This window comes from Proteus vulgaris, from assembly GCF_033708015.1.
In the GTDB taxonomy this organism is placed as follows: domain Bacteria; phylum Pseudomonadota; class Gammaproteobacteria; order Enterobacterales; family Enterobacteriaceae; genus Proteus.
Window position 1 is genome coordinate 1,120,563 of sequence record NZ_CP137920.1, and the last position, 22,866, is coordinate 1,143,428.

The window sequence follows — 22,866 nt, forward strand, 5'->3', positions numbered from 1 at the left end:
TGATATCCTATGCATCATTACCGAGTTCAGGGATTGGTGCATCATCGGGGATATGCACATAAACCTGAATGATCTTACGGCTATCTGCCATAACAACTTTAAATTGGTAATTATCAATAGTAATAGTTTCACCACGCGCAGGAAGATGACCAAAGGCTTGCATAACTAAACCGCCAATCGTATCAACTTCTTCATCGCTGAAATGTGTACCGAACGCTTCATTGAAATCTTCTATCTGGGTTAAAGCTCGAACTGAGTAAGCGTGACGACTTAACGGACGAATATCAATATCATCCTCATCATCATACTCATCTTCAATTTCGCCTACGATAAGTTCAAGAATATCTTCAATTGTGACAAGCCCAGAGACACCGCCGAATTCATCAATCACAATCGCCATATGATAGCGTTGAGAGCGGAACTCTTTTAATAGGCGATCAACCCGTTTGCTTTCAGGCACAACAACAGCAGAGCGTAAGACTTTATCCATACTAAATGGCTCTGCGTCAGTACGCATAAATGGCAGGAGATCTTTTGCCATTAATAAGCCTTCAATATGATCTTTGTCCTCGCTAATGACTGGGAAACGGGAATGTGCTGAATCAATGATCACATCTAAACATTCATCAAGGGTTTGATTGCGTTTTAGTGTGACAATCTGTGACCGAGGGATCATGATATCTCGGACACGTTGTTCAGCAATATCCATTACCCCTTCAAGCATGTCGCGGGTGTCAGGATCAATTAATTCTTTCTGTTCAGAATCGCGGATAAGCTCCATCAGATCATCACGGTTTTTAGGTTCACCGTGGAACCACTGATTAAGCAGTGTGAGAAACCCTTTCTTAGGACCAGGGTTATCGTTACTCGAAGATTGGTCGTCGCTCATGGCGTTTTAACTATTTTTCCTCATTGAATGGTTAATTAGATATAATATTTATCATAAAAATAAGAGAACTGTTACTCTTTTTCAATTAAATAGGGATCTGCATAACCTAAATTTTGTAAGATTTCTGTCTCTAAACCTTCCATTTCTTCGGCTTCATCATCTTCAATATGATCATAGCCTAAAAGATGCAGACATCCATGAATAACCATGTGTGCCCAATGCTCTTCAACAGTTTTACTTTGCTCAACGGCTTCTTTTTCTACCACTTGGCGGCAAATAATTAAATCACCTAATAACGGCAACGCTATTTCAGGCGGTGCCTCAAAGGGAAAAGAAAGCACGTTAGTCGGCTTGTCTTTTCCACGATAAGTGAGATTCAGTTCGTGACTCTCTGCTTCATCAACAATACGAATAGTCACTTCACTTACAGGTTGAAATTGCGGTAATACCGCTTCTAACCATGTCATAAATTGGGCTTCAGTAGGAAGCCCTTGCGCATTTTCACTGGCGACTTGTAAATCAAGGATAACTTCACTCATGATTTTCTCTCTGAAGCTTCTCTTTTTCTGCTTTGATAGCTTGGCGGCGTTTTTGATCTTCCGTTTCCCAAGCTTCATAGGCGATAACAATTTTAGCAACCACAGGATGGCGAACCACGTCTTCACTGTGGAAAAAGTTAAAACTTAAGTCATTTACATCAGATAAAACTTCAATAGCATGACGTAAGCCTGATTTGTTACCTCTTGGCAGGTCAATTTGGGTAATATCCCCAGTAACAACCGCTTTAGAGTTAAAACCAATACGTGTTAAGAACATTTTCATCTGTTCAATGGTGGTGTTTTGGCTTTCGTCAAGAATGATAAAAGCGTCATTTAATGTGCGTCCACGCATATAGGCGAGAGGTGCAACTTCAATGACATTACGCTCTATAAGTTTCTCAACTTTTTCAAAACCTAACATCTCAAATAACGCATCATAAAGTGGTCGTAAATAGGGATCGACTTTTTGGCTTAAATCGCCGGGTAAAAAAACCAGTTTTTCACCTGCTTCAACGGCTGGACGCGTTAATAAAATACGACGCACTTCTTGACGTTCTAGGGCATCAACAGCGGCAGCAACGGCCAAATATGTTTTCCCTGTACCCGCAGGGCCAATACCAAAAGTAATATCATGGGTCTGGATATTGGCAATATATTGTGCCTGATTCGGTGTACGAGGTTTTATCACACCTCGCTTAGTTCGAATATTGGTTGATTTTCCAAATTCAGGAACATGCTCATCACTTTGCTCAAGCACACGGCTTTCTTTGATTGCAAGGTGAATTTGTTCAGGGTCGATATCGGGGATCACGCCTTTAATGGGCGAGGTTTCCACATACAGGCGACGTAAAATTCCTGCGGCTGCATTGACACACAATGATTTCCCCGTGAGTTTAAAACGGTTATCACGATGATTAATCTCGATACCTAAACGGCGCTCAAGTTGCTTAATATTATCGTCAAATGGACCACATAGGCTCATTAAACGGGCATTGTCAGCTGGCTCTAAGAAAATTTCTTGGGTCGCTACCTGTGTATGTGCTATTACTGTCACTGATTATCCTTTTGTTCAATCTGATCAATTAAGGTTGGTAGACACCTACCCCTAATTCATCTTCTTTACGTGTACGTGCAATAACGGATTCTGGAGATTCGTGAATACGTAAATCCATTTCATCTTCCGTTCTAACGACTTTACCACGCAGTGAGTTGGCATAAACGTCAACAATCTCAACATCAACGAACTTACCAATCATATCCGGTGTACCTTCGAAGTTAACCACACGGTTATTTTCAGTACGACCAGAAAGTTCCATCACATTTTTACGTGAAGGTCCTTCGACGAGAATACGTTGTACAGTGTTTAACATTGCACGGCTAAAGTTCATCGCTTGTTGATTGATACGTTGTTGTAGCAGATATAAACGTTGTTTCTTCTCATCTTCACTGACGTCATCAGGTAAATCAGCAGCAGGTGTGCCCGGACGTGCTGAATAGATGAAACTAAAGCTCATATCAAAATTAACATCCGCAATTAATTGCATCGTTTTTTCAAAGTCGTCTTGGGTTTCACCAGGGAAACCGATGATAAAGTCTGAGCTTATCAGAATATCAGGACGTGCTTTGCGTAGTTTGCGAATGATGCTCTTATATTCAAGTGCAGTATGGTTACGCTTCATCAATGTTAGAATGCGGTCAGAGCCACTTTGCACAGGTAAGTGCAAATAGCTGACTAATTCTGGTGTATCTTCATAGACGGCAATAATATCGTCAGTAAATTCGATAGGGTGGCTGGTTGTAAAGCGAACACGGTCAATGCCATCAATTGCGGCGACTAAGCGAATTAATTCTGCAAAACTACAAATTTGACCATCAAAAGTAGCGCCACGATAGGCATTAACATTTTGACCTAACAAGTTGACTTCGCGCACGCCTTGTGCAGCTAATTGAGCAATTTCAAATAGTACATCATCACAAGGACGGCTAACTTCTTCACCACGTGTGTAAGGAACGACACAGAAAGAGCAGTATTTGTTACAGCCTTCCATTATAGAGACAAACGCTGAAGGACCTTCGGCACGAGGCTCTGGTAAACGGTCAAATTTTTCGATTTCAGGGAAGCTGATATCGACAACGGGGCTTTTCGTCCCTTTAACCTGATTAATCATTTCAGGTAAACGGTGTAAAGTTTGTGGTCCGAAGATAATATCGACACACTGCGCACGTTGACGGATGTACTCACCTTCTTGAGAGGCAACACAACCGCCGACGCCAATGATAATATCGGGTTTATTATCTTTAAAATATTTCCAACGTCCTAATTGATGAAAGACTTTTTCTTGTGCTTTCTCACGGATAGAACAGGTATTTAGCAGTAGAATGTCCGCATCTTCGGCGACATCGGTTAACTGATAACCGTGGGTGCTTTCGAGTAGGTCTGCCATTTTGGATGAATCGTACTCATTCATCTGACAGCCCCAAGTTTTAATGTACAGTTTTTTTATCGTCGACATTGTGTAAATCCGGTATTTTCAGTGAGACAATAGCTAATCATTGGAAAACGTTGCGTGTAATAAGCCAATAAGGCGGTTATTGTAGTCATTTGTGTGGTCAGTGACTAGAGCAAGTCGGCGCTAATTATCTATGGCGTTTAGTTTAATAGAAATAAATTGAAACAGCGCTTACCTATTATTTAAAGTAATGAGTTATGGCATAACAATGATGAGTAATGTAAAAAACAATTTTGATGCAATTATCGCAGGTGGCGGAATGATTGGCGCTGCTGTTGCAATTGGACTGGCGCAAGAAGGATTGCGTGTTGCAATGATTGAACGACAGTCTCCAGCACCTTTTGATGCGTCATCTCATCCTGATATCCGTATTTCTGCGATTAGTTGTGCGTCCGTTAGTCTATTAAAACAATTAGGTGCATGGCAACATGTTTTAGCGATGCGTTCTGCACCTTATCTTACCTTAGAAACATGGGAAGAAGAAAATGCCCATGTAGTTTTTGATGCTAAAAGCTTAGGTTTACCTGAATTAGGCTATATGGTTGAAAACCGAATTTTGCAATTAGCACTTTGGAAAGAGGCTGAACGTTATAGCAATATCACTTTATTATGTCCAAATAGTCTAAGTAAAATGACTTATTTAGAGGATAAATGGAAAGTAACACTTTCTGATGGTAGTGAAGTGACCACCAATTTAGTGGTAGGTGCGGATGGTGCGAATTCTCAAGTGCGCCAATTTGCGGGTATTGGTAGCAATGGCTGGCAATATCGTCAATCTTGTATGCTGATCACGGTGAAAACAGCGTTACCACCTGAAAAGGGGACATGGCAACGGTTTTACCCTTCAGGACCTCGTGCTTATTTACCTCTTTTTGATCATTGGGCTTGTTTAGTTTGGTATGACTCACCAGACCGAATTAGAAAACTGCAAAATATGTCGATGACACAGCTAGAAAAAGAAATTCAACATGCTTTTCCTGAGCGATTAGGTAAAGCAACACCTATTGCCGCTGGTTCATTCCCATTAACGCGTCAGCATGCAAGTCGTTATGTTGATAAAGGCGTTATTTTGCTGGGAGATGCGGCTCACACGATCAATCCATTAGCGGGACAAGGTGTTAATTTAGGGTACCGTGATGTGGATTGTTTCTTAGACTTAGTGGCTGAAGCGAAAAAACATTTTGAACCTTGGGATTCAATGGCGTTATTGAAGAAATATCAGCGTCGTCGTATGCCTGATAATTTAATCATGCAAGCGGGTATGGACGTATTTTATCACGCCTTTAGCCGCCAATTACCAGGTTTGAAAGTCGTTAGAAATATCGGGCTTTTAGCTGCTCAACATGCCGGAAAAGTGAAAGAAGCGGCGTTACGTTATGCATTAGGTATTCAGTAATTAGAAATGCGATGATCCGAGTTGAATATTAGATCATCGCATTGCCGTTATGCTTTTAACTGTTTGGCATGAAAAGCAATATGCTCACCAATAAAACTCGCCACAAAATAGTAGCTGTGATCGTACCCTTGATGGAAATTCAATTGATAAGGGAATTGTTTTGTATCACAAGCTTGTGCAAATAATTCAGGTTTCAGTTGCTCTTGATAAAAAGGATCATCAAGTCCAACATCAATACGTATAGGTAACACATTTTCTGCTTGGTTAATTAATGCCACTGCATCATATTGTTGCCATTGCGTCGTATCATCGCCTAAATAAGCACTAAACGCTTTTTTACCCCAAGGAACAACTGATGGTGCCACGATCGGAGAAAACGCTGACACACTGCGGTAGCGTGCTGAATTTCGCAGTGCAATTGTTAATGCGCCATGCCCTCCCATCGAATGACCACTAATAGCACGTTGATGAGTCACAGGAAAATGCATTTCTATTAATGTAGGAAGTTCATCAACAATGTAATCATACATATTGTAATGAGTATTCCACGGCGATTGTGTTGCATTGAGGTAGAATCCTGCACCTTGCCCTAAATCATAAGCACTATCATCAGCGACATTTTCACCGCGAGGGCTGGTATCGGGTACCACTAAAATAATGCCATGTTGCGCTGCAAATTGCTGAGCACCTGATTTAGTAATAAAATTTTGTTCATTACAGGTTAAGCCGGATAACCAATATAAAACAGGGTATTTTTGTCCTTCGTCTTCCATAGGAGGAAGATAGATGGCAAATTTCATCTCACAATTCAACGACTTTGATGTATGTTGATAGACTTCTTGCCAACCACCGAAACAGGCGTGACGTTCAATCCTTTCCATTTTGACTCCTTTAAAAGCAAAGACAAACCTATGAAATAGAGGTTTGAGAATGGTTAATCGAAATGAATAACGGTTCGGATTGATTTACCTTCGTGCATTAGATCAAACGCTTCATTAATTTTTTCTAATGGCAGTTTATGGGTAACAAAAGGCTTAAGTTCGATAGTGCCTTTCATTGCATCCTCAACCATACCAGGTAATTGGCTACGGCCTTTAACGCCACCAAAAGCGGTACCTTTCCACGAACGACCCGTCACTAATTGGAATGGACGAGTGGAGATCTCTTGTCCTGCACCCGCGACACCAATAATAATGGATTGACCCCAGCCACGATGTGCACTTTCTAATGCCGCTCTCATGACATTAACGTTACCAATACATTCAAAAGTATGATCAACACCCCATTGTGTCATTTCAACAAGGATTTGTTGAATGGGCTTATCGTAGTCATTAGGATTGATGCAATCTGTTGCGCCAAACTGGCGTGCTAGTGCGAATTTTTCAGGATTTGTATCAATAGCAAAAATACGGCCTGCTTTGGCTTGTCTTGCTCCCTGAAGAACGGCAAGACCAATACCGCCTAAACCAAATACAGCAACTGAGTCACCTTCTTGCACTTTTGCTGTATTGTGAACCGCACCAATACCTGTGGTAACGCCACAACCTAATAAGCAGACTTCTTCGTGATTGGCTTCTGGATTGATTTTTGCCAGCGAAACTTCAGCGACCACGGTATATTCGCTAAAAGTTGAACATCCCATATAGTGATAAATAGGCTGTCCGTTATAAGAAAAACGTGTAGTTCCATCGGGCATTAAACCTTTACCTTGCGTTGCTCTGACTGCAACACATAAGTTGGTTTTGCCTGATTTACAGAATAGGCATTCGCCACATTCTGCAGTGTACAGAGGAATAACGTGATCGCCGGGTTTAACACTGGTGACACCTTCACCGATTTCGACAACCACACCAGCACCTTCATGACCAAGAATAGCAGGGAATACACCTTCAGGATCATCACCCGAAAGCGTAAATGCGTCTGTATGGCAAACACCTGTGTGACTAATTTTAATGAGCACTTCACCTGCTTGAGGTGGCATCACATCAACTTCAACGATTTTTAAAGGTTCTCCTGGCCCAAATGCGACCGCAGCACGAGATTTCATGGTGTATCCTTTTTTGTTATTAACGCAGGTAAGTGCGGATAAGTGAAATGGCATCATCAACGGAGTTTTTTTGATCTTCAGGAGAAGCGACAGCATCCATAAGACCTTCACGTAAATGACTTTCGAGCACACCCGCCATCAGACCGTTTATAGCACCTCTGATGGCGGCAATTTGTTGTAATACCTGACCGCATTCATTTTCATTTTCAAGTGCAGTTTCTAATGCAAGAAGTTGCCCTTTAATTTTTCTTACGCGAGTTAACGCGGCTTTTTTTTCTGCTGGTGAGTGTGGCATGCATAATCCTTAAATATACTATGGGGGAGTATAGTATTTGGTAGAATATATGTACAGAGAGAGCAATCAAAAGTGATGAGAATAAAAATAATAATGTGGAAAATGTCGCTCTTTGAGAACGGAAGAATAAGAAATGAAGAGAGAGAACAGGTGTTTAGAGAATAGATAGGGAAAATATTAAGAGATAAAAACAAAAAAGACTCGCGATGGCGAGTCTTATCTGTTGATTTCGTGATAAACACGTTCGTAATCAATGGTGCGGGAGGCGAGACTTGAACTCGCACACCTTGCGGCGCCAGAACCTAAATCTGGTGCGTCTACCAATTTCGCCACTCCCGCAACAACTTGGAGAAAAAAAGACTCGCTCAGCGAGTCTCTCTTTCAAAATATGGCTGGGATACCAGGATTCGAACCTGGGAATGCCAGGATCAAAACCTGGTGCCTTACCGCTTGGCGATATCCCAAAAAATGGTGGCTATGACGGGATTCGAACCTGTGACCCCAACATTATGAGTGTTGTGCTCTAACCAGCTGAGCTACATAGCCATATTGAATCTAGCTAGCTATCTTTCTTTCGAAAGATGGCTGGGGTACCAGGATTCGAACCTGGGAATGCCAGGATCAAAACCTGGTGCCTTACCGCTTGGCGATACCCCATCCGCAAATTCAATTGTCAACACACTTATCTATCAGAAATATGGCTGGGATACCAGGATTCGAACCTGGGAATGCCAGGATCAAAACCTGGTGCCTTACCGCTTGGCGATATCCCAACTGATAAATTTTTGACGAGGTTAAAATGGTGCGGGAGGCGAGACTTGAACTCGCACACCTTGCGGCGCCAGAACCTAAATCTGGTGCGTCTACCAATTTCGCCACTCCCGCAAAAAGATGGTGGCTATGACGGGATTCGAACCTGTGACCCCAACATTATGAGTGTTGTGCTCTAACCAGCTGAGCTACATAGCCATCTTTTTTTGCATAACCTTCGTCGGCGTTGCGGGGCGCATTATGCGTATTACAGACAAATCCGTCAACTGCTTTTTGCATTAATTTTCGAGAAACGTGTCCGTTTGCTCGATGGTTAATCATTTTGTCGAAAAAAGATCCAAAAAACAACCTTATTGATGAAAAATATCTCAAAGAATAGGGGGTGAATAAAAAGAAAAAACAAAGCAGTAAGAGAAGTGATATTAAGTTAAAGAGAGAAAAAACGAAGAACAGTGAACATAAAAAAGAAATGAGGTGAAAATTCACGCTACATTTCTTTTTCTTTGGATATGACTGATTGAATTTTAAGTTGATTTTATAATGAAGGTCAGAAAAGTCTATATTCAACTCAAAAAAGTATAATTTTTCAACAATACATTACTTTTCTAAGAGGTATTGTAGTAATTCTCCGTTCAGCATTGCACGTTTAGTCAAGGCAAAAGCCCCTATGGCAGAACGATGATCAAGCTCCGATGTGACAATAGGAAGCTCTTCTCTGAATTCTTTTAATACTTGTGTATTAATGCAACTTTGAATTGAGGGTAGCAAGATTTCAGCGGCTTCCGTCAATTCGCCCGCTAACACCACTTTTTGTGGATTAAACAGGTTAATGGCGATTGCAATAGCTTTACCTAAGTGTAAACCCACTTGTTTAATGGTTTCGACTGCTAGCGGATCATTCTTAACGGCTGCTCGACAAATATCTTGGATTTGGCACTGTGTTGGCGATAAATACTGGCTAGGATAACCTTGCTCTAATTGATAGCGCACTTTAGCTTCGATGGCTGTATTGGATGCAATTGTTTCTAAACAACCAAAATTACCACAATGGCAACGTTCACCTAAAGGATCGATTTGAATATGACCAATCTCTCCTAAGTTACCACGTTGGTTGAGCAGAATTTTATTATTAATAATAACACCCGCACCTGCACCACGATGAATACGGACTAGTAGCGAGTCTTCACAATCTCGTGTCGCACCAAAATAATTTTCAGCGAGTGCAAGGCTTCGAATATCATGCCCAGCATAACAAGGCAGATTAAAGCGTTTTTCTAAGCTATTTACCAGAGCCCAATTATCTACTTTCATATGCGGCATATAACGAACAATGCCTTTATTGGGATCAACAAGACCGGGTAAGATCACAGAAATTGAAATAAGCTCACGGATGCGGCGTTGATTTTGTTTAATAAAATCATCAATTGCATTGATAAGTATCGTCTCAACTTCATTTTGAGTACTTTGCTCTAAAGGGTAGTGTTGTTCAATGATAACCTTACCACTCAGATCGTAAAGAGCAACGGTGGCATCATTACGACCCAATCGCACACTAACGGTATTAAAATTGCGGTGTTCAACTACAATAGAAATTGCGCGACGCCCACCCGTTGATGCCTGTTGATCAACCTCTTTGATTAAGCCTCGTTCAAGCAGCTGACGAGTAATTTTAGTCACACTGGCGGGCGCTAGTTGGCTTTGTTCGGCTATTTGGATACGGGAAATTGGCCCGTGTTGATCAATCAGTCGATACACAATTGCACTGTTAAGTTGTTTAACAAGATCGATATTGCCAATTTGCGTTTCAGTGTTGTTATGACTCATCAGCATACACATCCATTAGTTATTCAGTTATTTCAATACCATTGACAAATGTTGTACAAAGGTTGAAGTCCTTATCAAAAGAAGCGAGGTTAGCAGTTTTTCCCGCTTCAATTGTTCCCAATTCTTTTTCCATTCCAATTGCTCGAGCAGGATAAAGTGTTGCCATCCGCAATGTTTCATCTAATGGAATACCAACATGGATCACGCTATTTTTAATTGCACCAATCATGGTTAGTGATGATCCACTTAATGTGCCATCTGCATCGACACAAAGACCATTACGATAATATATGGTTTTACCTGCAAAAACGAAGCTATCCATCTCATTTTTATTAGGATCAAGTCCCGCTGGCGCAGTTGCGTCTGTGACTAAAAGTAGTTTTTCACCTTTTAAACGCTTACTGTTACGAATATTTGCCCATGAAACGTGTAAACCATCGGCAATGATACCAGCATATACCTCAGGTGTATCATAAATGGCACCCACAAGCCCTGGACCTCGACCTGTAATATAAGGCATTGCATTGTAAAGGTGAGTCGATAATGAGATACCATTACGAAATCCTTTCCGTGCTTCTTCATAAGTCGAATTTGAATGACCCGCAGAAACAATGATACCTGCTTTGATTAATTGACGAACATATTTTTCATCAACCATTTCTGGTGCTAAGGTGATTTTAGCGATGACATCGGCATTATCGCATAAATAGCTAATCATCTCGGCACTTGGCTGACGAATGAATTGTGGATCATGAGTCCCTTTTTTAATTATATTGATATAAGGGCCTTCTAAGTGTAATCCCAACACTTTATTTTTATGTTTTTTCATATAAGCACGAGTTGCTTCAATGCCTATTTTCATCAATTCATCAGAACAGGTAATTAATGTTGGTAAATAGCTAGTGCAACCTAAACGTTCATTCGCTTTTTGCATAATTTCTAACGTTTCAGCGGTGACATTTTCAGGTGTGTCATTAAATTGCACACCACCACAACCATTAACCTGTAAATCGATAAAACCGGGAGAGACAATTGCACCTTTCATATCACGAACAGTGATGTCTTTTGGCAGTTGATCCTGTGGGCAAACCTGCTCAATACGGGAGCCGTTAATAATAATGGCGTGGTTTTCTAAACGGTCGTAACCTGTATAAATAACAGCATTTGTTAAGGCAAACATACCTTTGTCTCCTGATAAGGGAAGTCAATCTAAAAAGCCGATATCAGCCAGCAAATTCTGGCTGATAAGTAAGAGAGCTTAGCCTTTTCCGCTACTTAATTAGTAGGTACTTAATTTACTAAACTTAGTCTTGGTATTTCTGACACTCTTGCGCTTCAATCTGTTGGAAATAACGCAATGTTTTTACTCGTAATTCCATTGTTGCAGGATCATCACATACTAAAATTGCTTTAGGGTGAAGTTGAACACAAGAAATCGTCCATAAATGGTTAACCGCGCCTTCTGTTGCGGCATGTACTGCTTGCGCCTTATTAAAGCCTGTTGCCAAAATCATTAATTCTTCAGCATCTAATAATGTGCCTACACCAACGGTTAGTGCATATTTAGGAACATGATTAACATTATTGTCGAAGAAACGTGAATTTGCTAAGCGTGTATCTTCCGTTAGCGTTTTCATGCGAGTGCGTGAAGAGAGTGATGACGCAGGCTCATTAAATGCAATATGACCGTCGTTACCTACACCACCCATAAACAAATTGATTTTGCCATAAGACTTAATTTTCGCCTCATAACGTTCGCATTCTGCTTGTGGATCTTCTGCATTACCATTTAATAAATTGATATTTTCATCTTTAATATCAATATGATTAAAGAAATTTTCATACATAAAAGTACGATAACTTTGTGAATGATCAGATGGAATACCAACATATTCATCCATATTGAACGTTACAACGTGTTGGAAGCTGACTTTTCCTGCGCGATGTAATTCAATTAACTCTTTATATGTCGCCAATGGCGTGCCGCCAGTCGGTAAACCAAGTACGAAAGGATGCTCTGCAGTTGGATTAAATGCGTTGATCTTCTCAACGATATAATTTGCAGACCACTTACCAACTTGTTTTGCCGTAGATAGGGGGATTAACCTCATAGTAACCTCATAGAAAAAAGACAAATCTGATAACTCTGTAACGTGTTATTTCATCGTGTAATTATCAGTAGCTCATCTATAACACGAATTTCTTTTCATTTTTAGCTGATGATCGAAATGTCCCGCCAAAAGATATTTTTAATCATAAAATAAGCTTTCTGACTTAGCCAGCATTTCAGCTAAAAATTATACGACATTGGTGACTTCAATCACAAATTATGACTAATTAATTTGCGATACGAAATAAATTTTTTAGACTAAAAATGGAATTAAATAATTAGCTCATCAATTTATTATTAAATATGAATGAGTATAAATAAGATCCCGCATAGGGGCTATCCAAGGGGGAGTTTGTGAATATTTTAAGTTATCTGCAGAAGATAGGGCGGGCGCTGATGGTGCCTGTTGCTACATTACCTGCAGCAGCAATTCTGATGGGGATTGGCTACTGGATTGACCCAGTAGGCTGGGGTGGTGATAACGCGCTTGCTGCCTTACTTATCAAATCTGGTGCTGCCATTATCGATAATATGTCAGTCTTGTTTGCCATTGGTGTTGCTTATGGTATGTCAAAAGACAAAGACGGTGCTGCCGCTTTAACAGGATTTGTTGGGTTCTTAGTCGTGACAACACTTTGTTCTCCAGCCGCAGTATCAATGATCAAAGGCCTACCTTTAGAAGAGGTTCCAGTTGCTTTTGGTAAAATAAATAACCAGTTTGTTGGGATCTTGGTTGGTGTACTTTCTGCGGAGCTTTATAACCGCTTTAGTAGCGTTGAACTGCCTCGTGCACTGTCATTCTTTAGTGGGCGTCGTTTAGTGCCAATCCTAACCTCATTTTTAATGATCATCGTCGCCTTTATTTTGATGTATATCTGGCCTGTGATTTATGGCGGATTAGTCAGCTTTGGCGAAAGCATTAAAGATATGGGGGCATTAGGTGCGGGTATCTATGCATTCTTTAACCGTTTATTAATTCCAGTTGGCTTACACCATGCGTTGAACTCTGTATTCTGGTTTGACGTTGCTGGTATTAACGATATTCCTAACTTCCTTGCAGGTCAGCAAGCTATCGATTCTGGTTTAGCAACTGTGGGGGTTACAGGTCGTTATCAAGCTGGCTTCTTCCCAGTGATGATGTTTGGTTTACCGGGTGCGGCTCTTGCGATTTACCACTGCGCACGTAAAGAGAACAAAGCAAAAGTTGCGGGTATCATGATTGCTGGTGCATTTGCTGCCTTCTTCACAGGTATTACTGAACCACTTGAATTCTCCTTTATGTTCGTGGCACCCGTGCTTTATGTTATTCACGCATTCTTAATGGCAATTTCTGTTTATATTGCAGCCAGTATGGAGTGGATTTCAGGATTCGGCTTTAGTGCCGGTTTAGTGGATATGTTCTTATCATCTCGTAACCCACTTGCTGTGCACTGGTACATGCTGATTGTCCAAGGTATTGTGTTCTTCTTCATTTACTACGGTATTTTCCGTTTCACTATCACTAAATTCAACCTGAAAACACCTGGTCGTGAAGATGATGTGATTGGTGATGAAACGGCTGATGGTTATGATGAAGATATCAAAACAGCGTCAGCAAATAGTAAAGAAGGTCTTCAGCAAGAAGCTCGTCAATATATCGCGGCTATCGGTGGCTCTGATAACTTAACGGGGATTGATGCTTGTATTACCCGTTTACGTTTAAATGTAAAAGATGCCACGGTTGTTAATGATGCCTATGCAAAACGTTTAGGCGCATCAGGTGTTATTCGCTTAAATAAACAAAGCGTTCAAGTGATTGTGGGTACGCGTGCTGAATTAGTTGCTAATGCGATGCGTGATGTATTGACACAAGGCCCTGTACCCGCTTATGAAGCGCCAGCCGTTTCAACAGTCACTACTGAAAAAGCGCCTGTAAAACAAGCCAATACAAATGCGACAGTGCTACTAAAAATGATTGCACCTTTTGATGGTGAAGTCGTGGCATTGAAAGAAGTGCCTGATGAAGCATTCTCCAGTGGGGTTGTTGGTGATGGTATCGCAATCAAACCCACTTCTAACATTGTAATGGCGCCTGCGACAGGGACTGTTGTTAAGATTTTTGATACAAACCACGCATTTTGTATTGAAACGGATAATGGTGTTGAAATTATCGTGCATATGGGGATTGATACTGTTGCGTTAGGTGGAAAAGGCTTCAAACGTTTAATTGAAGAAGGTGCAGACGTTACAGTTGGTCAACCTATCTTAGAATTAGATCTTGAATACTTAAACGCGAATGCCAAATCGATGATAAGCCCTGTCATTGTTAGCAATATCGATGATTTTGATAAGATTGCCGAACAAGCCACAGGTGTTGTGGTCGGAAATAAAACGGTTATCTACAACGTGCTAAAATAATTTCTATATAGATATTTAATCCTCTATAAAGAGATGGTTAAATAAGACGATAAAACGGGGAGTCTTTCGAACTTCCCGTTTTTTTATCTCTATTTTGATAAATATCTCAGGGGTGTATTTAGCTAAGGTATTTATGAAACCTGCTTATTGGATTATAGTGGGTTAATTATGCGTTTTGCTTTGAGGAAAAAATGACCATGAATGAGGCAGATGCCCGCCCAACGAACTTTATTCGTCAAATTATTGACGAAGATCTGGCTACCGGGAAACATGATAGCGTTCATACGCGTTTCCCACCTGAACCTAATGGCTATCTTCATATTGGCCATGCGAAATCAATTTGCCTGAATTTTGGTATTGCTAAAGATTATCAGGGAAAATGTAATCTACGTTTTGATGATACCAATCCAGTAAAAGAAGATATTGAGTATATCAACTCAATTCAAAAAGATGTTCAGTGGTTAGGTTTCCAATGGGAAGGTAGCATTCATTACTCCTCAGATTATTTTGATCAACTTTATCAATATGCGATTGAGCTGATTAATAAAGGCTTAGCTTATGTTGATGAGTTAAGCGCTGAAGAAATTCGTGAATACCGCGGTACATTAAAAGAGCCAGGTAAAAATAGTCCTTATCGCTCACGTAGCGTAGAAGAGAACTTAGCACTATTTGAAAAAATGCGTGCTGGTGGCTTTGAAGAAGGTAAAGCGTGTTTACGTGCGAAAATTGATATGGCATCACCGTTTATTGTTATGCGTGATCCTGTGCTTTATCGTATTAAATTCGCTGAACACCACCAAACTGGAAATAAATGGTGCATTTATCCTATGTATGATTTTACCCACTGCATTTCTGATGCACTGGAAAATATCACACATTCTTTATGTACTTTAGAATTCCAAGATAACCGCCGTTTATATGATTGGGTGCTGGATAATATCACTATCCCTTGTCATCCTCGCCAATATGAATTCTCACGTCTTAACCTTGAATACACAGTGATGTCAAAACGTAAGCTGAATCAGCTTGTGACAGAAAATATTGTGAATGGTTGGGATGATCCTCGTATGCCAACCATTTCAGGCTTACGTCGTCGTGGTTATACTGCAGAATCTATCCGTGAATTCTGTTTACGTATTGGTGTAACGAAACAAGAAAATAACGTCGAAATGGCAGCTTTAGAATCTTGTATTCGTGATGATTTAAATGAAAATGCACCACGCGCAATGGCGGTTATTGATCCGGTTCGTTTAGTGATTGAAAATATGCCTGAAGGCGAAGAAATTCTTGTTGCTCCAAATCACCCGAACAAACCAGAAATGGGAACGCGTGAAGTACCATTTAGCCGCGAGATCTATATTGATCGCGCTGACTTTAAAGAAGAAGCAAACCGTCAATATAAACGTCTGGTACTTGGTAAAGAAGTCCGTTTACGTAATGCTTATGTTATTAAAGCAGAGCGAGTTGAAAAAGACGAACAAGGCGAAATTACGACCATTTACTGTTCTTATGATGCAGAAACTTTAAATAAAGATCCTGCTGATGGACGTAAAGTAAAAGGCGTTATTCACTGGGTAAGCATCCCACACGCTATTCCAGCTGAAATCCGCCTTTATGACCGTCTGTTTAGCGTACCAAATCCAGGCGCAGAAGAAGATTTCTTATCAACAATCAACCCTGAATCATTAGTTATTCGTAACGGTTTTGTTGAACGTAGCTTAAAAGATGCCGCTATCGAAAAAGCGTATCAATTTGAGCGTGAAGGCTACTTTTGTGCCGATAAGCTTTCAACAGCGGATAAACTTGTGTTTAACCGTACTGTGGGCTTACGTGACACTTGGGCGAAGATTTCTCAGCAAGGTTAATTTGACGTGCTTTAAGTCACATTAGTATCTTAATGAATAAAATGCTCGATAATGATTTTATCGAGCATTTTTTTATCTGTTCTACATCTTCACTTGTATTATTTCTCATCTATAAATATTAAATATTTACTATTCTTAATTGATTAGTTTCTCTTTTTTAGGTGATAAGTTTTCATTTATTTCGTTTGAAATAGTTTATTCATTATCACTTTATTCTTTTGTTTTTTCATATCATCACGCTCAATAAAACTGTAATAAGAAAAGTGTGATCCAAACGACATATTTCACACCATTAAAAAAGATTATTTATAAATATTACTTATTATTCATTTATGTAAAAACGAAACTTCATATCATTTAAAGATTACTTTAAAAAGTTTATGTAAATCAATTTGTTATTGTTTTTTCTAATTAATCCTTATAAAAGAAATAAAATGAAACGATCATTTAGTTATGTGCCCTTTGTCATATTTTGATAAAAATTCTTTTTTTTGGGTTGATAATTCGCGTCGCGAAAAATATGCTGGTTCTAACCTAATTTAGGTTTTTTCCCCACTTGGGGTTTTATATTTGGAAATAGGCATTGTGCTTATTTCTTTTTTAGTCAAAGTCAAAGAGGAAACAATGCTATGGTTATGCAACATGCTAAACCAGGCAGGGTGGCACTTGTCGTTATGGGCGCATTGCTTGTAACTGCACTACCTGCAAAAATGTCTTATGCTGAAGGGTTTATTGATGATTCAACCTTAACAGGCGGTCTTTTTTATTGGCAACGTGACCGTGATAGAAAAGAGTTAACACCAAATAGCCCAGATTACGGCAAATACAAAGCTAACTTACACCATTCTACTTTCAACGCTAATTTAGATTTCTCATCAGGTTACCTTGGTGATTTTATTGGTATTGATTTAGCTGCTTTTGGTGCGGTTGAATTGAATAACAGTGGTCCTGCTGCACCTAATGAAATCGGTTTTAGTGATGCCAAAAGTCGCTGGGATGAAAAATGGACGGGCGATCGCAGTGGCGTGAGCGTTTATAAAGCGGCTGCAAAATTTAAATTAGGCAATTTTGGGGCTCAAGGTGGGTATATTCAACCTAAAGGTCAAAGTTTATTGCGCCCACATTGGAGCTTTTTACCGGGAACTTACCGCGGTGCTGAAGCAGGGGCTGTTTTCGACTTCGATAAAAGTGGTGAATTATCTTTCTCTTACATGTGGACAGATGAATATAAAGCACCATGGTATCGAAACATGTACAACTTCCGTAAAGCTGATTTAGAAACGAATATCAGCTATCTTCACTCTTTCGGCGCCAAATATGATTTTAAAAACAGCTTAGTGTTAGAAGCTGCATTTGGTCAGGCAGATGGTTATATTGATCAGTATTTTGGTAAGGTTTCTTATGATTTCCCAATTGCTGAGAATGCATTAAGAACGTCTTACCAATTCTACGGTGCTAAAGATAAAGTGACTGGTGGTGGCGTTAATGATGTTTATGATGGGCTGGCATGGTTACAAGCACTGACTTTTGGTTATACCTATAATGTATTTGACTTCAAAGTAGAAGGAACATGGGTTAAAGCTGAGGGTAATCAAGGTTATTTCTTACAACGTATGACGCCAGGTTGGGCAACATCTAATGGCCGCCTTGATATTTGGTGGGATGGTCGTTCTGACTTTAACGCCAATGGTGAAAAAGCACTTTATGCGGGCGTTATGTATGATCTGAAAAACTGGGATTTGTCAGGTTGGGCAGTAGGTACTTCTTATGTTTACGCATGGGATGCTAAGCCAAGTGGTAAAGCGATTTATGATCAAGGGCAACGTATCAGAGAAAGTGCATGGAATGCGGATATTATGTATACGGTTCAAGAAGGTCGCGCTAAAGGTACGCTCTTTAAGCTTCATTATACCCGTTATGATAACCACTCTGATATTCCAAGTTATGAAGGCGGTTTTGGTAATATTTTCCAAGATGAAAAAGACGTTAAGTTTAACGTGATAATGCCATTCACTATTTTCTAATATCATCATAAGGATAAAGTGTATTAATTGCACTTTATCCTGAATAAAACTAAAAAAGCTAATTACGATTACGATAAATAAAAATAAATAGTAGAAAGGTAGGGATGCAGTAATTAAAAAGCGCTTTATAAATAAGCCTTGTTAATAAAGTGAAGTTGTCAGCAGTAGTAAGAAGTAGCAGTAAAAAGTAGTAAAGAGTCGTTTTAAAATCGCAGTATGTAGTAAAAGTCATGAAGTAAAGTCGTCATGTCATGTCGTCTGAGATAAATGTGAGTGGGTTATGTTTATCTCTTGTGCTTCAGTTATTTCGCAGAATTTGCGTAAGGTATTTACCCTAAGTAAAGGCAGTCAGAGTGGGTATCGTAGTGGGGGGTAAATACCTTTATTTTTTCTTCCTTCTTGTATTTTTCGTCCTTTTCGTCCTTGTGCGTTTTTGGTTTCTATGGCAAATTTTTTGTCATTCATTTTATCTCACCTTATTTATTATTCTGCATTGATGGTTGTTTGTTAATGCGAATTTTCAGGAAGAAGCATGTTAAAGCGATTGGATGATTTTTTATTAGACCCACCGTTGAAGCCTTTCAAAGGTATAAAACGATTTATTGTTGAATTTCTTTTTTTTGGTGTGAAAGAAGCGCGTTCTTGTTTATTTGCGGGATTTTTCTTTTTTATTTTATTTGCAACACCAAGTACAGGCATTTTGGGTATACCTCGCTATGATGTGCTGCTTATTCTCGCTATCGCTTTTCAATTATGGATGGTGTGGGGAAAGTTAGAAACATGGGATGAATTAAAAGCGATTTGTTTTTTCCACATTGTTGGTTTTGTAATGGAGTTATTTAAAACATCAGCGGCAATTGGTTCATGGAAATATCCTGATTTTGCTTACACAAAATTATGGGAAGTTCCTTTGTTTACAGGATTTATGTATTCCGCGGTAGGAAGCTATTTAATTCAAGCATGGCGTTTTTTAAAAGTTCGTATAGATAATTACCCACCTTATTGGCTTGCAACATTAGTTGCTCTTGCGATTTATATTAATTTCTTTTCTCATCACTTTATTGGTGATTATCGATGGTACTTAACGGCTTTTATTTTAGGTCTTTATGCCCGCAGTGTGGTTTATTTTACGCCTTATGATACAGAGCGAAAAATGCCCTTATTACTCGCTTTTGTTCTGATAGGTTTCTTTATTTGGCTTGCTGAGAATTTCGGTACATTTTTTGGTGTTTGGCAATATCCTAACCAAATTGGGGCTTGGTCTGCTGTACATGCAGGTAAGTGGGGCTCTTGGTCGCTATTAGTCATCGTTACATTTACCATCGTAGTACATTTAAAGCATATTAAATACAGTGTCAGAGTGGTAAAATAGCGCTCACCTCGAATTTTAGTCAATAAAAAAGGAACTGTTCACAGTTCCTTTTTTTTACTGAGAGATTATCCAGAATGAATTATTTCTCATCATGTGCGTGGCTATCTTCTTTACAATTACCTTCAGCGCAGTGGCCATATAAATAAAGGCTATGATTGGAAAGTTTGATACCATGACGTTCAGCGATGTTTCTTTGGCGTAATTCAATTGCATCGTCTGTAAACTCGATAACTTTACCACAATCAAGACAAATTAAATGGTCATGATGGTGTTGTTGAGTTAATTCAAATACTGATTTACCACCTTCAAAATTATGTCGGGTAACAATACCAGCATCATCAAATTGGTTTAAGACGCGATACACTGTTGCCAGACCAATCTCTTCACCGATATCGATGAGTTTTTTGTAGAGATCTTCAGCACTGACATGATGGCACTCAGGATCCTGGAGCACTTCCAAGATCTTTAAGCGAGGAAGTGTAACTTTTAACCCAGCATTTTTTAACGCTTTATTATTGTCGGTCATGCGGATTTAATCCTGTTGCTAATGGTGAATTTAATTTTTGTGCTCACAAATAGGCTTTATTCATTAATACTCGGGTGAATAAATAACCTTATTGATTATAGGCATGATATTTAAAAATAAACACCCCACCTATCACACTATCTTAGCACACCATTGAATAATTATCATTCTCAATTTGAGTGTTTACGTTATCCCAGAATTTCGTCTAGGCTCATTTCTTCTTTGATCTGAGCAACCCAAGCGTCAACACGCTCTTCGGTTAATTCTGGTTGACGATCTTCATCAATTGCAAGACCGATAAAATGATTATCATCAGCAAGCCCTTTAGAGGCTTCGAAATGATAACCTTCAGTTGGCCAGTGTCCTACGATAACGGCACCACGAGGCTCAATAATATCGCGGATCGTACCCATTGCATCACAGAAATATTCTGCATAATCCTCTTGGTCACCACAACCAAATAGTGCAACAAGCTTACCATTGAAATCAATATCTTCTAGTGTTGGGAAAAAGTCATCCCAATCACACTGTGCTTCACCATAATACCAAGTAGGAATACCTAGTAACAGAATATCGAATGCTTCGATGTCTTCTTGACTGGATTTTGCAATATCATGTACTTCGGCATTGTCAGCGCCCAGTCTTTCTTGAAGCATTTTGGCAATATTTTCAGTGTTGCCAGTATCACTACCGAAGAATATTCCTATGAGTGCCATAAAGTGAGATAACCTCTTTTATTCTAAATTCGTTATATTTTAAATTGTAGCGTTATTGACTACGTATATTTTTACCAAACACATACTTCTTGTTGTATGTTTCTAGTGACTCATTCTCTCGTCATTTAGCTACACTTCAAAATATTTAGAGTATATTGTCTGTGTTTGAACAATTACTAGTGAAAGATAAGCATTATGTTTTCATTATAGAAAACTAAAAACGTATTTTGACGAAAATAGCAGGTTAATTCTGTCGAATTTGTGTGATTTATCTGCTAGCTATTTTTGTTTTGATACCTTTTTAAAGCGTGATTTTGCGCCAATTGCTCTAGTAGTATTTCTTCAATAAGCTCACTACGACTGACGTTTTTTTCTGTCGCCAACTCATTGAGAGCATTCACAGCATCTTCATTTAATTTTAACTCAACTCGACGTAAGCCATTAACTCTGTCACGTCTTAATTGATTGCGTTTATTAATTCTAAGCTGTTCATCCCGAGAAAGCGGGTTCGTTTTAGGTCGCCCAGGTCTGCGTTCATCTGCGAACAAATCCAGTGTGGTGCGATCAGTTTGTTCTTTTGCCATAAATTTTGCTGTGAAAGGGCGTATACCAATGACTAAATTGCGAAACGCCCAATAATACCCCACATAGTGTTGTCTCGCCACTGCTTCCTGTGTTTAACCTATTGTGATTTGGTCTTTTTATCAACAGACGCTATTTTTAAGCACAATAATTATACATTCTACTAAGCTTTCTCTAGAAAACGACGGATGGCTTTAATAACCGTATCGGGTTTTTCTGAATGTACCCAATGCCCTGTATTTGCGACAACAAAGGCAGTCGCGAGAGGAAATTGACGAGCGATGTTTTCACGATACTCATCTAAAATATAAGGTGATAAACCGCCACGAATAAATAACACTGGATGATGCCAAGCAGGCACCTCTTGCCAGCCAATAATGTCTGAATAAGCATTTTTTATTGCAGGCAAATTAAATAGCCATTCACCATTTTTGAATGATTTGAGTAAAAACGGGATCACGCCTTCCTCTTTAATAAAAGGACGCATGATTTCCGCCGCATCTTGACGGCGTGTAACTCCAGATTTTGTTACGGCTTCAAGCGCAGCAAAAATTTTGTCATGGCGGCGAACGTTATAAGCAACAGGCGACATATCAATAACAATAATGTTGGCGATACGTTTGGGGGCTAATGCTGTCATCGCCATTGCAATTTTTCCTCCCATTGAGTGCCCAATAATAATGGCTTTTGAGATAGTTAAACTATCAAGCAATGTGAGCACATCTTGTGCCATATCTTGATAATTCATACTTTCGCTATGAGGAGAGTGTCCATGGTTACGTACATCAATTTGTATCACGGTATTATCTTGACGAAGTGCACGACCTAAAACGCCTAAATTATTAAGATCACCAAAAAGGCCATGGATCAAGACGATAGGTAAACTCGATGTCGGTGTCGTTTCTGGTTGATGTAATTGATAATTTAATAATGTATTGAGTTTCATATTAATGACCAAGATGATTGCGATTTTCTTCTATGATGACATGCACAAGATGCTAAG

19 protein-coding genes and 7 tRNA genes are annotated in these 22,866 nt (G+C 39.5%); 5 read left to right on the plus strand and 21 right to left on the minus strand.

The features are described 5' to 3' along the window. Positions 1-7 precede the first annotated feature (7 nt). The 4 genes from corC to miaB form a co-directional block, all read right to left on the minus strand. Complete coding sequence (gene corC / locus SB028_RS05235) at positions 8-889, minus strand: CNNM family magnesium/cobalt transport protein CorC (RefSeq protein WP_023581153.1); 882 nt, start codon at positions 887-889, stop codon at positions 8-10. 71 nt (positions 890-960) lie between these two features. Further along, positions 961-1,428, minus strand: coding sequence for an rRNA maturation RNase YbeY (gene ybeY, locus SB028_RS05240; protein WP_069370066.1), 468 nt, complete (start codon positions 1,426-1,428; stop codon positions 961-963). Continuing rightward, positions 1,421-2,482 carry a PhoH family protein gene (locus SB028_RS05245; protein ID WP_318859920.1) on the minus strand — a complete coding sequence of 354 codons (1,062 nt, stop codon included), beginning with the start codon at positions 2,480-2,482 and terminating at the stop codon, positions 1,421-1,423. The genes ybeY and SB028_RS05245 overlap by 8 nt, the downstream gene beginning before the upstream one ends. A 28-nt stretch (positions 2,483-2,510) precedes the next feature. Then, on the minus strand, positions 2,511-3,941 hold the full coding sequence (gene miaB / locus SB028_RS05250) for a tRNA (N6-isopentenyl adenosine(37)-C2)-methylthiotransferase MiaB (protein WP_069370068.1): 1,431 nt from the start codon (positions 3,939-3,941) through the stop codon (positions 2,511-2,513). A 205-nt stretch (positions 3,942-4,146) separates the two neighbouring features. Between miaB and ubiF the strand changes: the two genes are divergently transcribed. Next, on the plus strand, positions 4,147-5,334 hold the full coding sequence (gene ubiF / locus SB028_RS05255) for a 3-demethoxyubiquinol 3-hydroxylase (protein ID WP_077885176.1): 1,188 nt from the start codon (positions 4,147-4,149) through the stop codon (positions 5,332-5,334). Positions 5,335-5,381: 47 nt separating this feature from the next. Here ubiF and fghA read toward each other — a convergent pair whose 3' ends face one another. The 13 genes from fghA to nagB form a co-directional block, all read right to left on the minus strand. Then, positions 5,382-6,215, minus strand: a complete 834-nt coding sequence (gene fghA / locus SB028_RS05260) for an S-formylglutathione hydrolase (protein ID WP_069370069.1) — start codon at positions 6,213-6,215, stop codon at positions 5,382-5,384. 53 nt (positions 6,216-6,268) lie between these two features. Next, positions 6,269-7,381, minus strand: coding sequence for an S-(hydroxymethyl)glutathione dehydrogenase/class III alcohol dehydrogenase (locus tag SB028_RS05265; RefSeq protein ID WP_069370070.1), 1,113 nt, complete (start codon positions 7,379-7,381; stop codon positions 6,269-6,271). 19 nt (positions 7,382-7,400) lie between these two features. Further along, entirely contained in the window at positions 7,401-7,676 is a 276-nt protein-coding gene (locus SB028_RS05270) for a metal-sensing transcriptional repressor (protein ID WP_036938507.1), read from the minus strand. Positions 7,677-7,930: 254 nt separating this feature from the next. After that, positions 7,931-8,015 (minus strand) — tRNA-Leu (locus tag SB028_RS05275). A 50-nt stretch (positions 8,016-8,065) separates the two neighbouring features. Then, positions 8,066-8,140 (minus strand) — tRNA-Gln (locus tag SB028_RS05280). A 5-nt stretch (positions 8,141-8,145) separates the two neighbouring features. Beyond that, a tRNA-Met gene (locus SB028_RS05285) sits at positions 8,146-8,222 on the minus strand. Positions 8,223-8,258: 36 nt separating this feature from the next. Then, a tRNA-Gln gene (locus SB028_RS05290) sits at positions 8,259-8,333 on the minus strand. A gap of 41 nt (positions 8,334-8,374) precedes the next feature. Further along, positions 8,375-8,449: transfer RNA gene (locus SB028_RS05295), tRNA-Gln, on the minus strand. 27 nt (positions 8,450-8,476) lie between these two features. Continuing rightward, a tRNA-Leu gene (locus tag SB028_RS05300) sits at positions 8,477-8,561 on the minus strand. A 7-nt stretch (positions 8,562-8,568) separates the two neighbouring features. Then, positions 8,569-8,645: transfer RNA gene (locus SB028_RS05305), tRNA-Met, on the minus strand. A gap of 399 nt (positions 8,646-9,044) precedes the next feature. Further along, positions 9,045-10,277 (minus strand): DNA-binding transcriptional regulator NagC, encoded by a 1,233-nt coding sequence (nagC, locus tag SB028_RS05310; protein WP_077885177.1) that lies wholly within the window; start codon positions 10,275-10,277, stop codon positions 9,045-9,047. 13 nt (positions 10,278-10,290) lie between these two features. Continuing rightward, positions 10,291-11,451, minus strand: a complete 1,161-nt coding sequence (nagA, locus tag SB028_RS05315) for an N-acetylglucosamine-6-phosphate deacetylase (protein WP_069370071.1) — start codon at positions 11,449-11,451, stop codon at positions 10,291-10,293. A 124-nt stretch (positions 11,452-11,575) separates the two neighbouring features. After that, positions 11,576-12,382 carry a glucosamine-6-phosphate deaminase gene (gene nagB / locus SB028_RS05320; protein ID WP_069370072.1) on the minus strand — a complete coding sequence of 269 codons (807 nt, stop codon included), beginning with the start codon at positions 12,380-12,382 and terminating at the stop codon, positions 11,576-11,578. 353 nt (positions 12,383-12,735) lie between these two features. Between nagB and nagE the strand changes: the two genes are divergently transcribed. The 4 genes from nagE to SB028_RS05340 all read left to right on the plus strand — a co-directional run bounded on the left by nagE (position 12,736) and on the right by SB028_RS05340 (position 20,039). Next, on the plus strand, positions 12,736-14,778 hold the full coding sequence (gene nagE / locus SB028_RS05325; RefSeq protein WP_069370073.1) for an N-acetylglucosamine-specific PTS transporter subunit IIBC: 2,043 nt from the start codon (positions 12,736-12,738) through the stop codon (positions 14,776-14,778). Positions 14,779-14,975: 197 nt separating this feature from the next. Beyond that, positions 14,976-16,643 (plus strand): glutamine--tRNA ligase, encoded by a 1,668-nt coding sequence (glnS, locus tag SB028_RS05330; protein ID WP_069370074.1) that lies wholly within the window; start codon positions 14,976-14,978, stop codon positions 16,641-16,643. Positions 16,644-17,272: 629 nt separating this feature from the next. Further along, positions 17,273-18,667 carry a chitoporin ChiP gene (chiP, locus tag SB028_RS05335; protein WP_318859925.1) on the plus strand — a complete coding sequence of 465 codons (1,395 nt, stop codon included), beginning with the start codon at positions 17,273-17,275 and terminating at the stop codon, positions 18,665-18,667. A 532-nt stretch (positions 18,668-19,199) separates the two neighbouring features. Then, positions 19,200-20,039 carry a DUF817 domain-containing protein gene (locus SB028_RS05340; protein ID WP_069370076.1) on the plus strand — a complete coding sequence of 280 codons (840 nt, stop codon included), beginning with the start codon at positions 19,200-19,202 and terminating at the stop codon, positions 20,037-20,039. A gap of 79 nt (positions 20,040-20,118) precedes the next feature. Here the strand turns inward: SB028_RS05340 and fur are convergent, their stop codons facing one another. The 4 genes from fur to ybfF all read right to left on the minus strand — a co-directional run bounded on the left by fur (position 20,119) and on the right by ybfF (position 22,809). Next, positions 20,119-20,565 (minus strand): ferric iron uptake transcriptional regulator, encoded by a 447-nt coding sequence (gene fur / locus SB028_RS05345; protein ID WP_023581171.1) that lies wholly within the window; start codon positions 20,563-20,565, stop codon positions 20,119-20,121. 188 nt (positions 20,566-20,753) lie between these two features. Next, complete coding sequence (gene fldA, locus SB028_RS05350; protein ID WP_069370077.1) at positions 20,754-21,281, minus strand: flavodoxin FldA; 528 nt, start codon at positions 21,279-21,281, stop codon at positions 20,754-20,756. A 275-nt stretch (positions 21,282-21,556) separates the two neighbouring features. Further along, a complete protein-coding gene (ybfE, locus tag SB028_RS05355; protein ID WP_069370119.1) occupies positions 21,557-21,865 on the minus strand; it encodes a LexA regulated protein in 309 nt (102 codons plus the stop codon). Positions 21,866-22,026: 161 nt separating this feature from the next. Next, entirely contained in the window at positions 22,027-22,809 is a 783-nt protein-coding gene (gene ybfF / locus SB028_RS05360; protein WP_069370078.1) for an esterase, read from the minus strand. Positions 22,810-22,866: the final 57 nt, after the last annotated feature.

Coding starts and splice junctions, on each gene's coding strand:
- corC (WP_023581153.1), bottom strand. CDS start 889: ATGAGCGACGACCAATCTTCGAGTAACGATAACCCTGGTCCTAAGAAA.
- miaB (WP_069370068.1), bottom strand. CDS start 3,941: ATGTCGACGATAAAAAAACTGTACATTAAAACTTGGGGCTGTCAGATG.
- ybfE (WP_069370119.1), bottom strand. CDS start 21,865: ATGGCAAAAGAACAAACTGATCGCACCACACTGGATTTGTTCGCAGAT.
- ybfF (WP_069370078.1), bottom strand. CDS start 22,809: ATGAAACTCAATACATTATTAAATTATCAATTACATCAACCAGAAACG.
- nagB (WP_069370072.1), bottom strand. CDS start 12,382: ATGAGGTTAATCCCCCTATCTACGGCAAAACAAGTTGGTAAGTGGTCT.
- SB028_RS05270 (WP_036938507.1), bottom strand. CDS start 7,676: ATGCCACACTCACCAGCAGAAAAAAAAGCCGCGTTAACTCGCGTAAGA.
- chiP (WP_318859925.1), top strand. CDS start 17,273: ATGGTTATGCAACATGCTAAACCAGGCAGGGTGGCACTTGTCGTTATG.
- fldA (WP_069370077.1), bottom strand. CDS start 21,281: ATGGCACTCATAGGAATATTCTTCGGTAGTGATACTGGCAACACTGAA.
- SB028_RS05265 (WP_069370070.1), bottom strand. CDS start 7,381: ATGAAATCTCGTGCTGCGGTCGCATTTGGGCCAGGAGAACCTTTAAAA.
- fghA (WP_069370069.1), bottom strand. CDS start 6,215: ATGGAAAGGATTGAACGTCACGCCTGTTTCGGTGGTTGGCAAGAAGTC.
- glnS (WP_069370074.1), top strand. CDS start 14,976: ATGAATGAGGCAGATGCCCGCCCAACGAACTTTATTCGTCAAATTATT.
- nagA (WP_069370071.1), bottom strand. CDS start 11,451: ATGTTTGCCTTAACAAATGCTGTTATTTATACAGGTTACGACCGTTTA.
- ubiF (WP_077885176.1), top strand. CDS start 4,147: ATGATGAGTAATGTAAAAAACAATTTTGATGCAATTATCGCAGGTGGC.
- nagC (WP_077885177.1), bottom strand. CDS start 10,277: ATGCTGATGAGTCATAACAACACTGAAACGCAAATTGGCAATATCGAT.
- ybeY (WP_069370066.1), bottom strand. CDS start 1,428: ATGAGTGAAGTTATCCTTGATTTACAAGTCGCCAGTGAAAATGCGCAA.
- SB028_RS05340 (WP_069370076.1), top strand. CDS start 19,200: ATGTTAAAGCGATTGGATGATTTTTTATTAGACCCACCGTTGAAGCCT.
- fur (WP_023581171.1), bottom strand. CDS start 20,565: ATGACCGACAATAATAAAGCGTTAAAAAATGCTGGGTTAAAAGTTACA.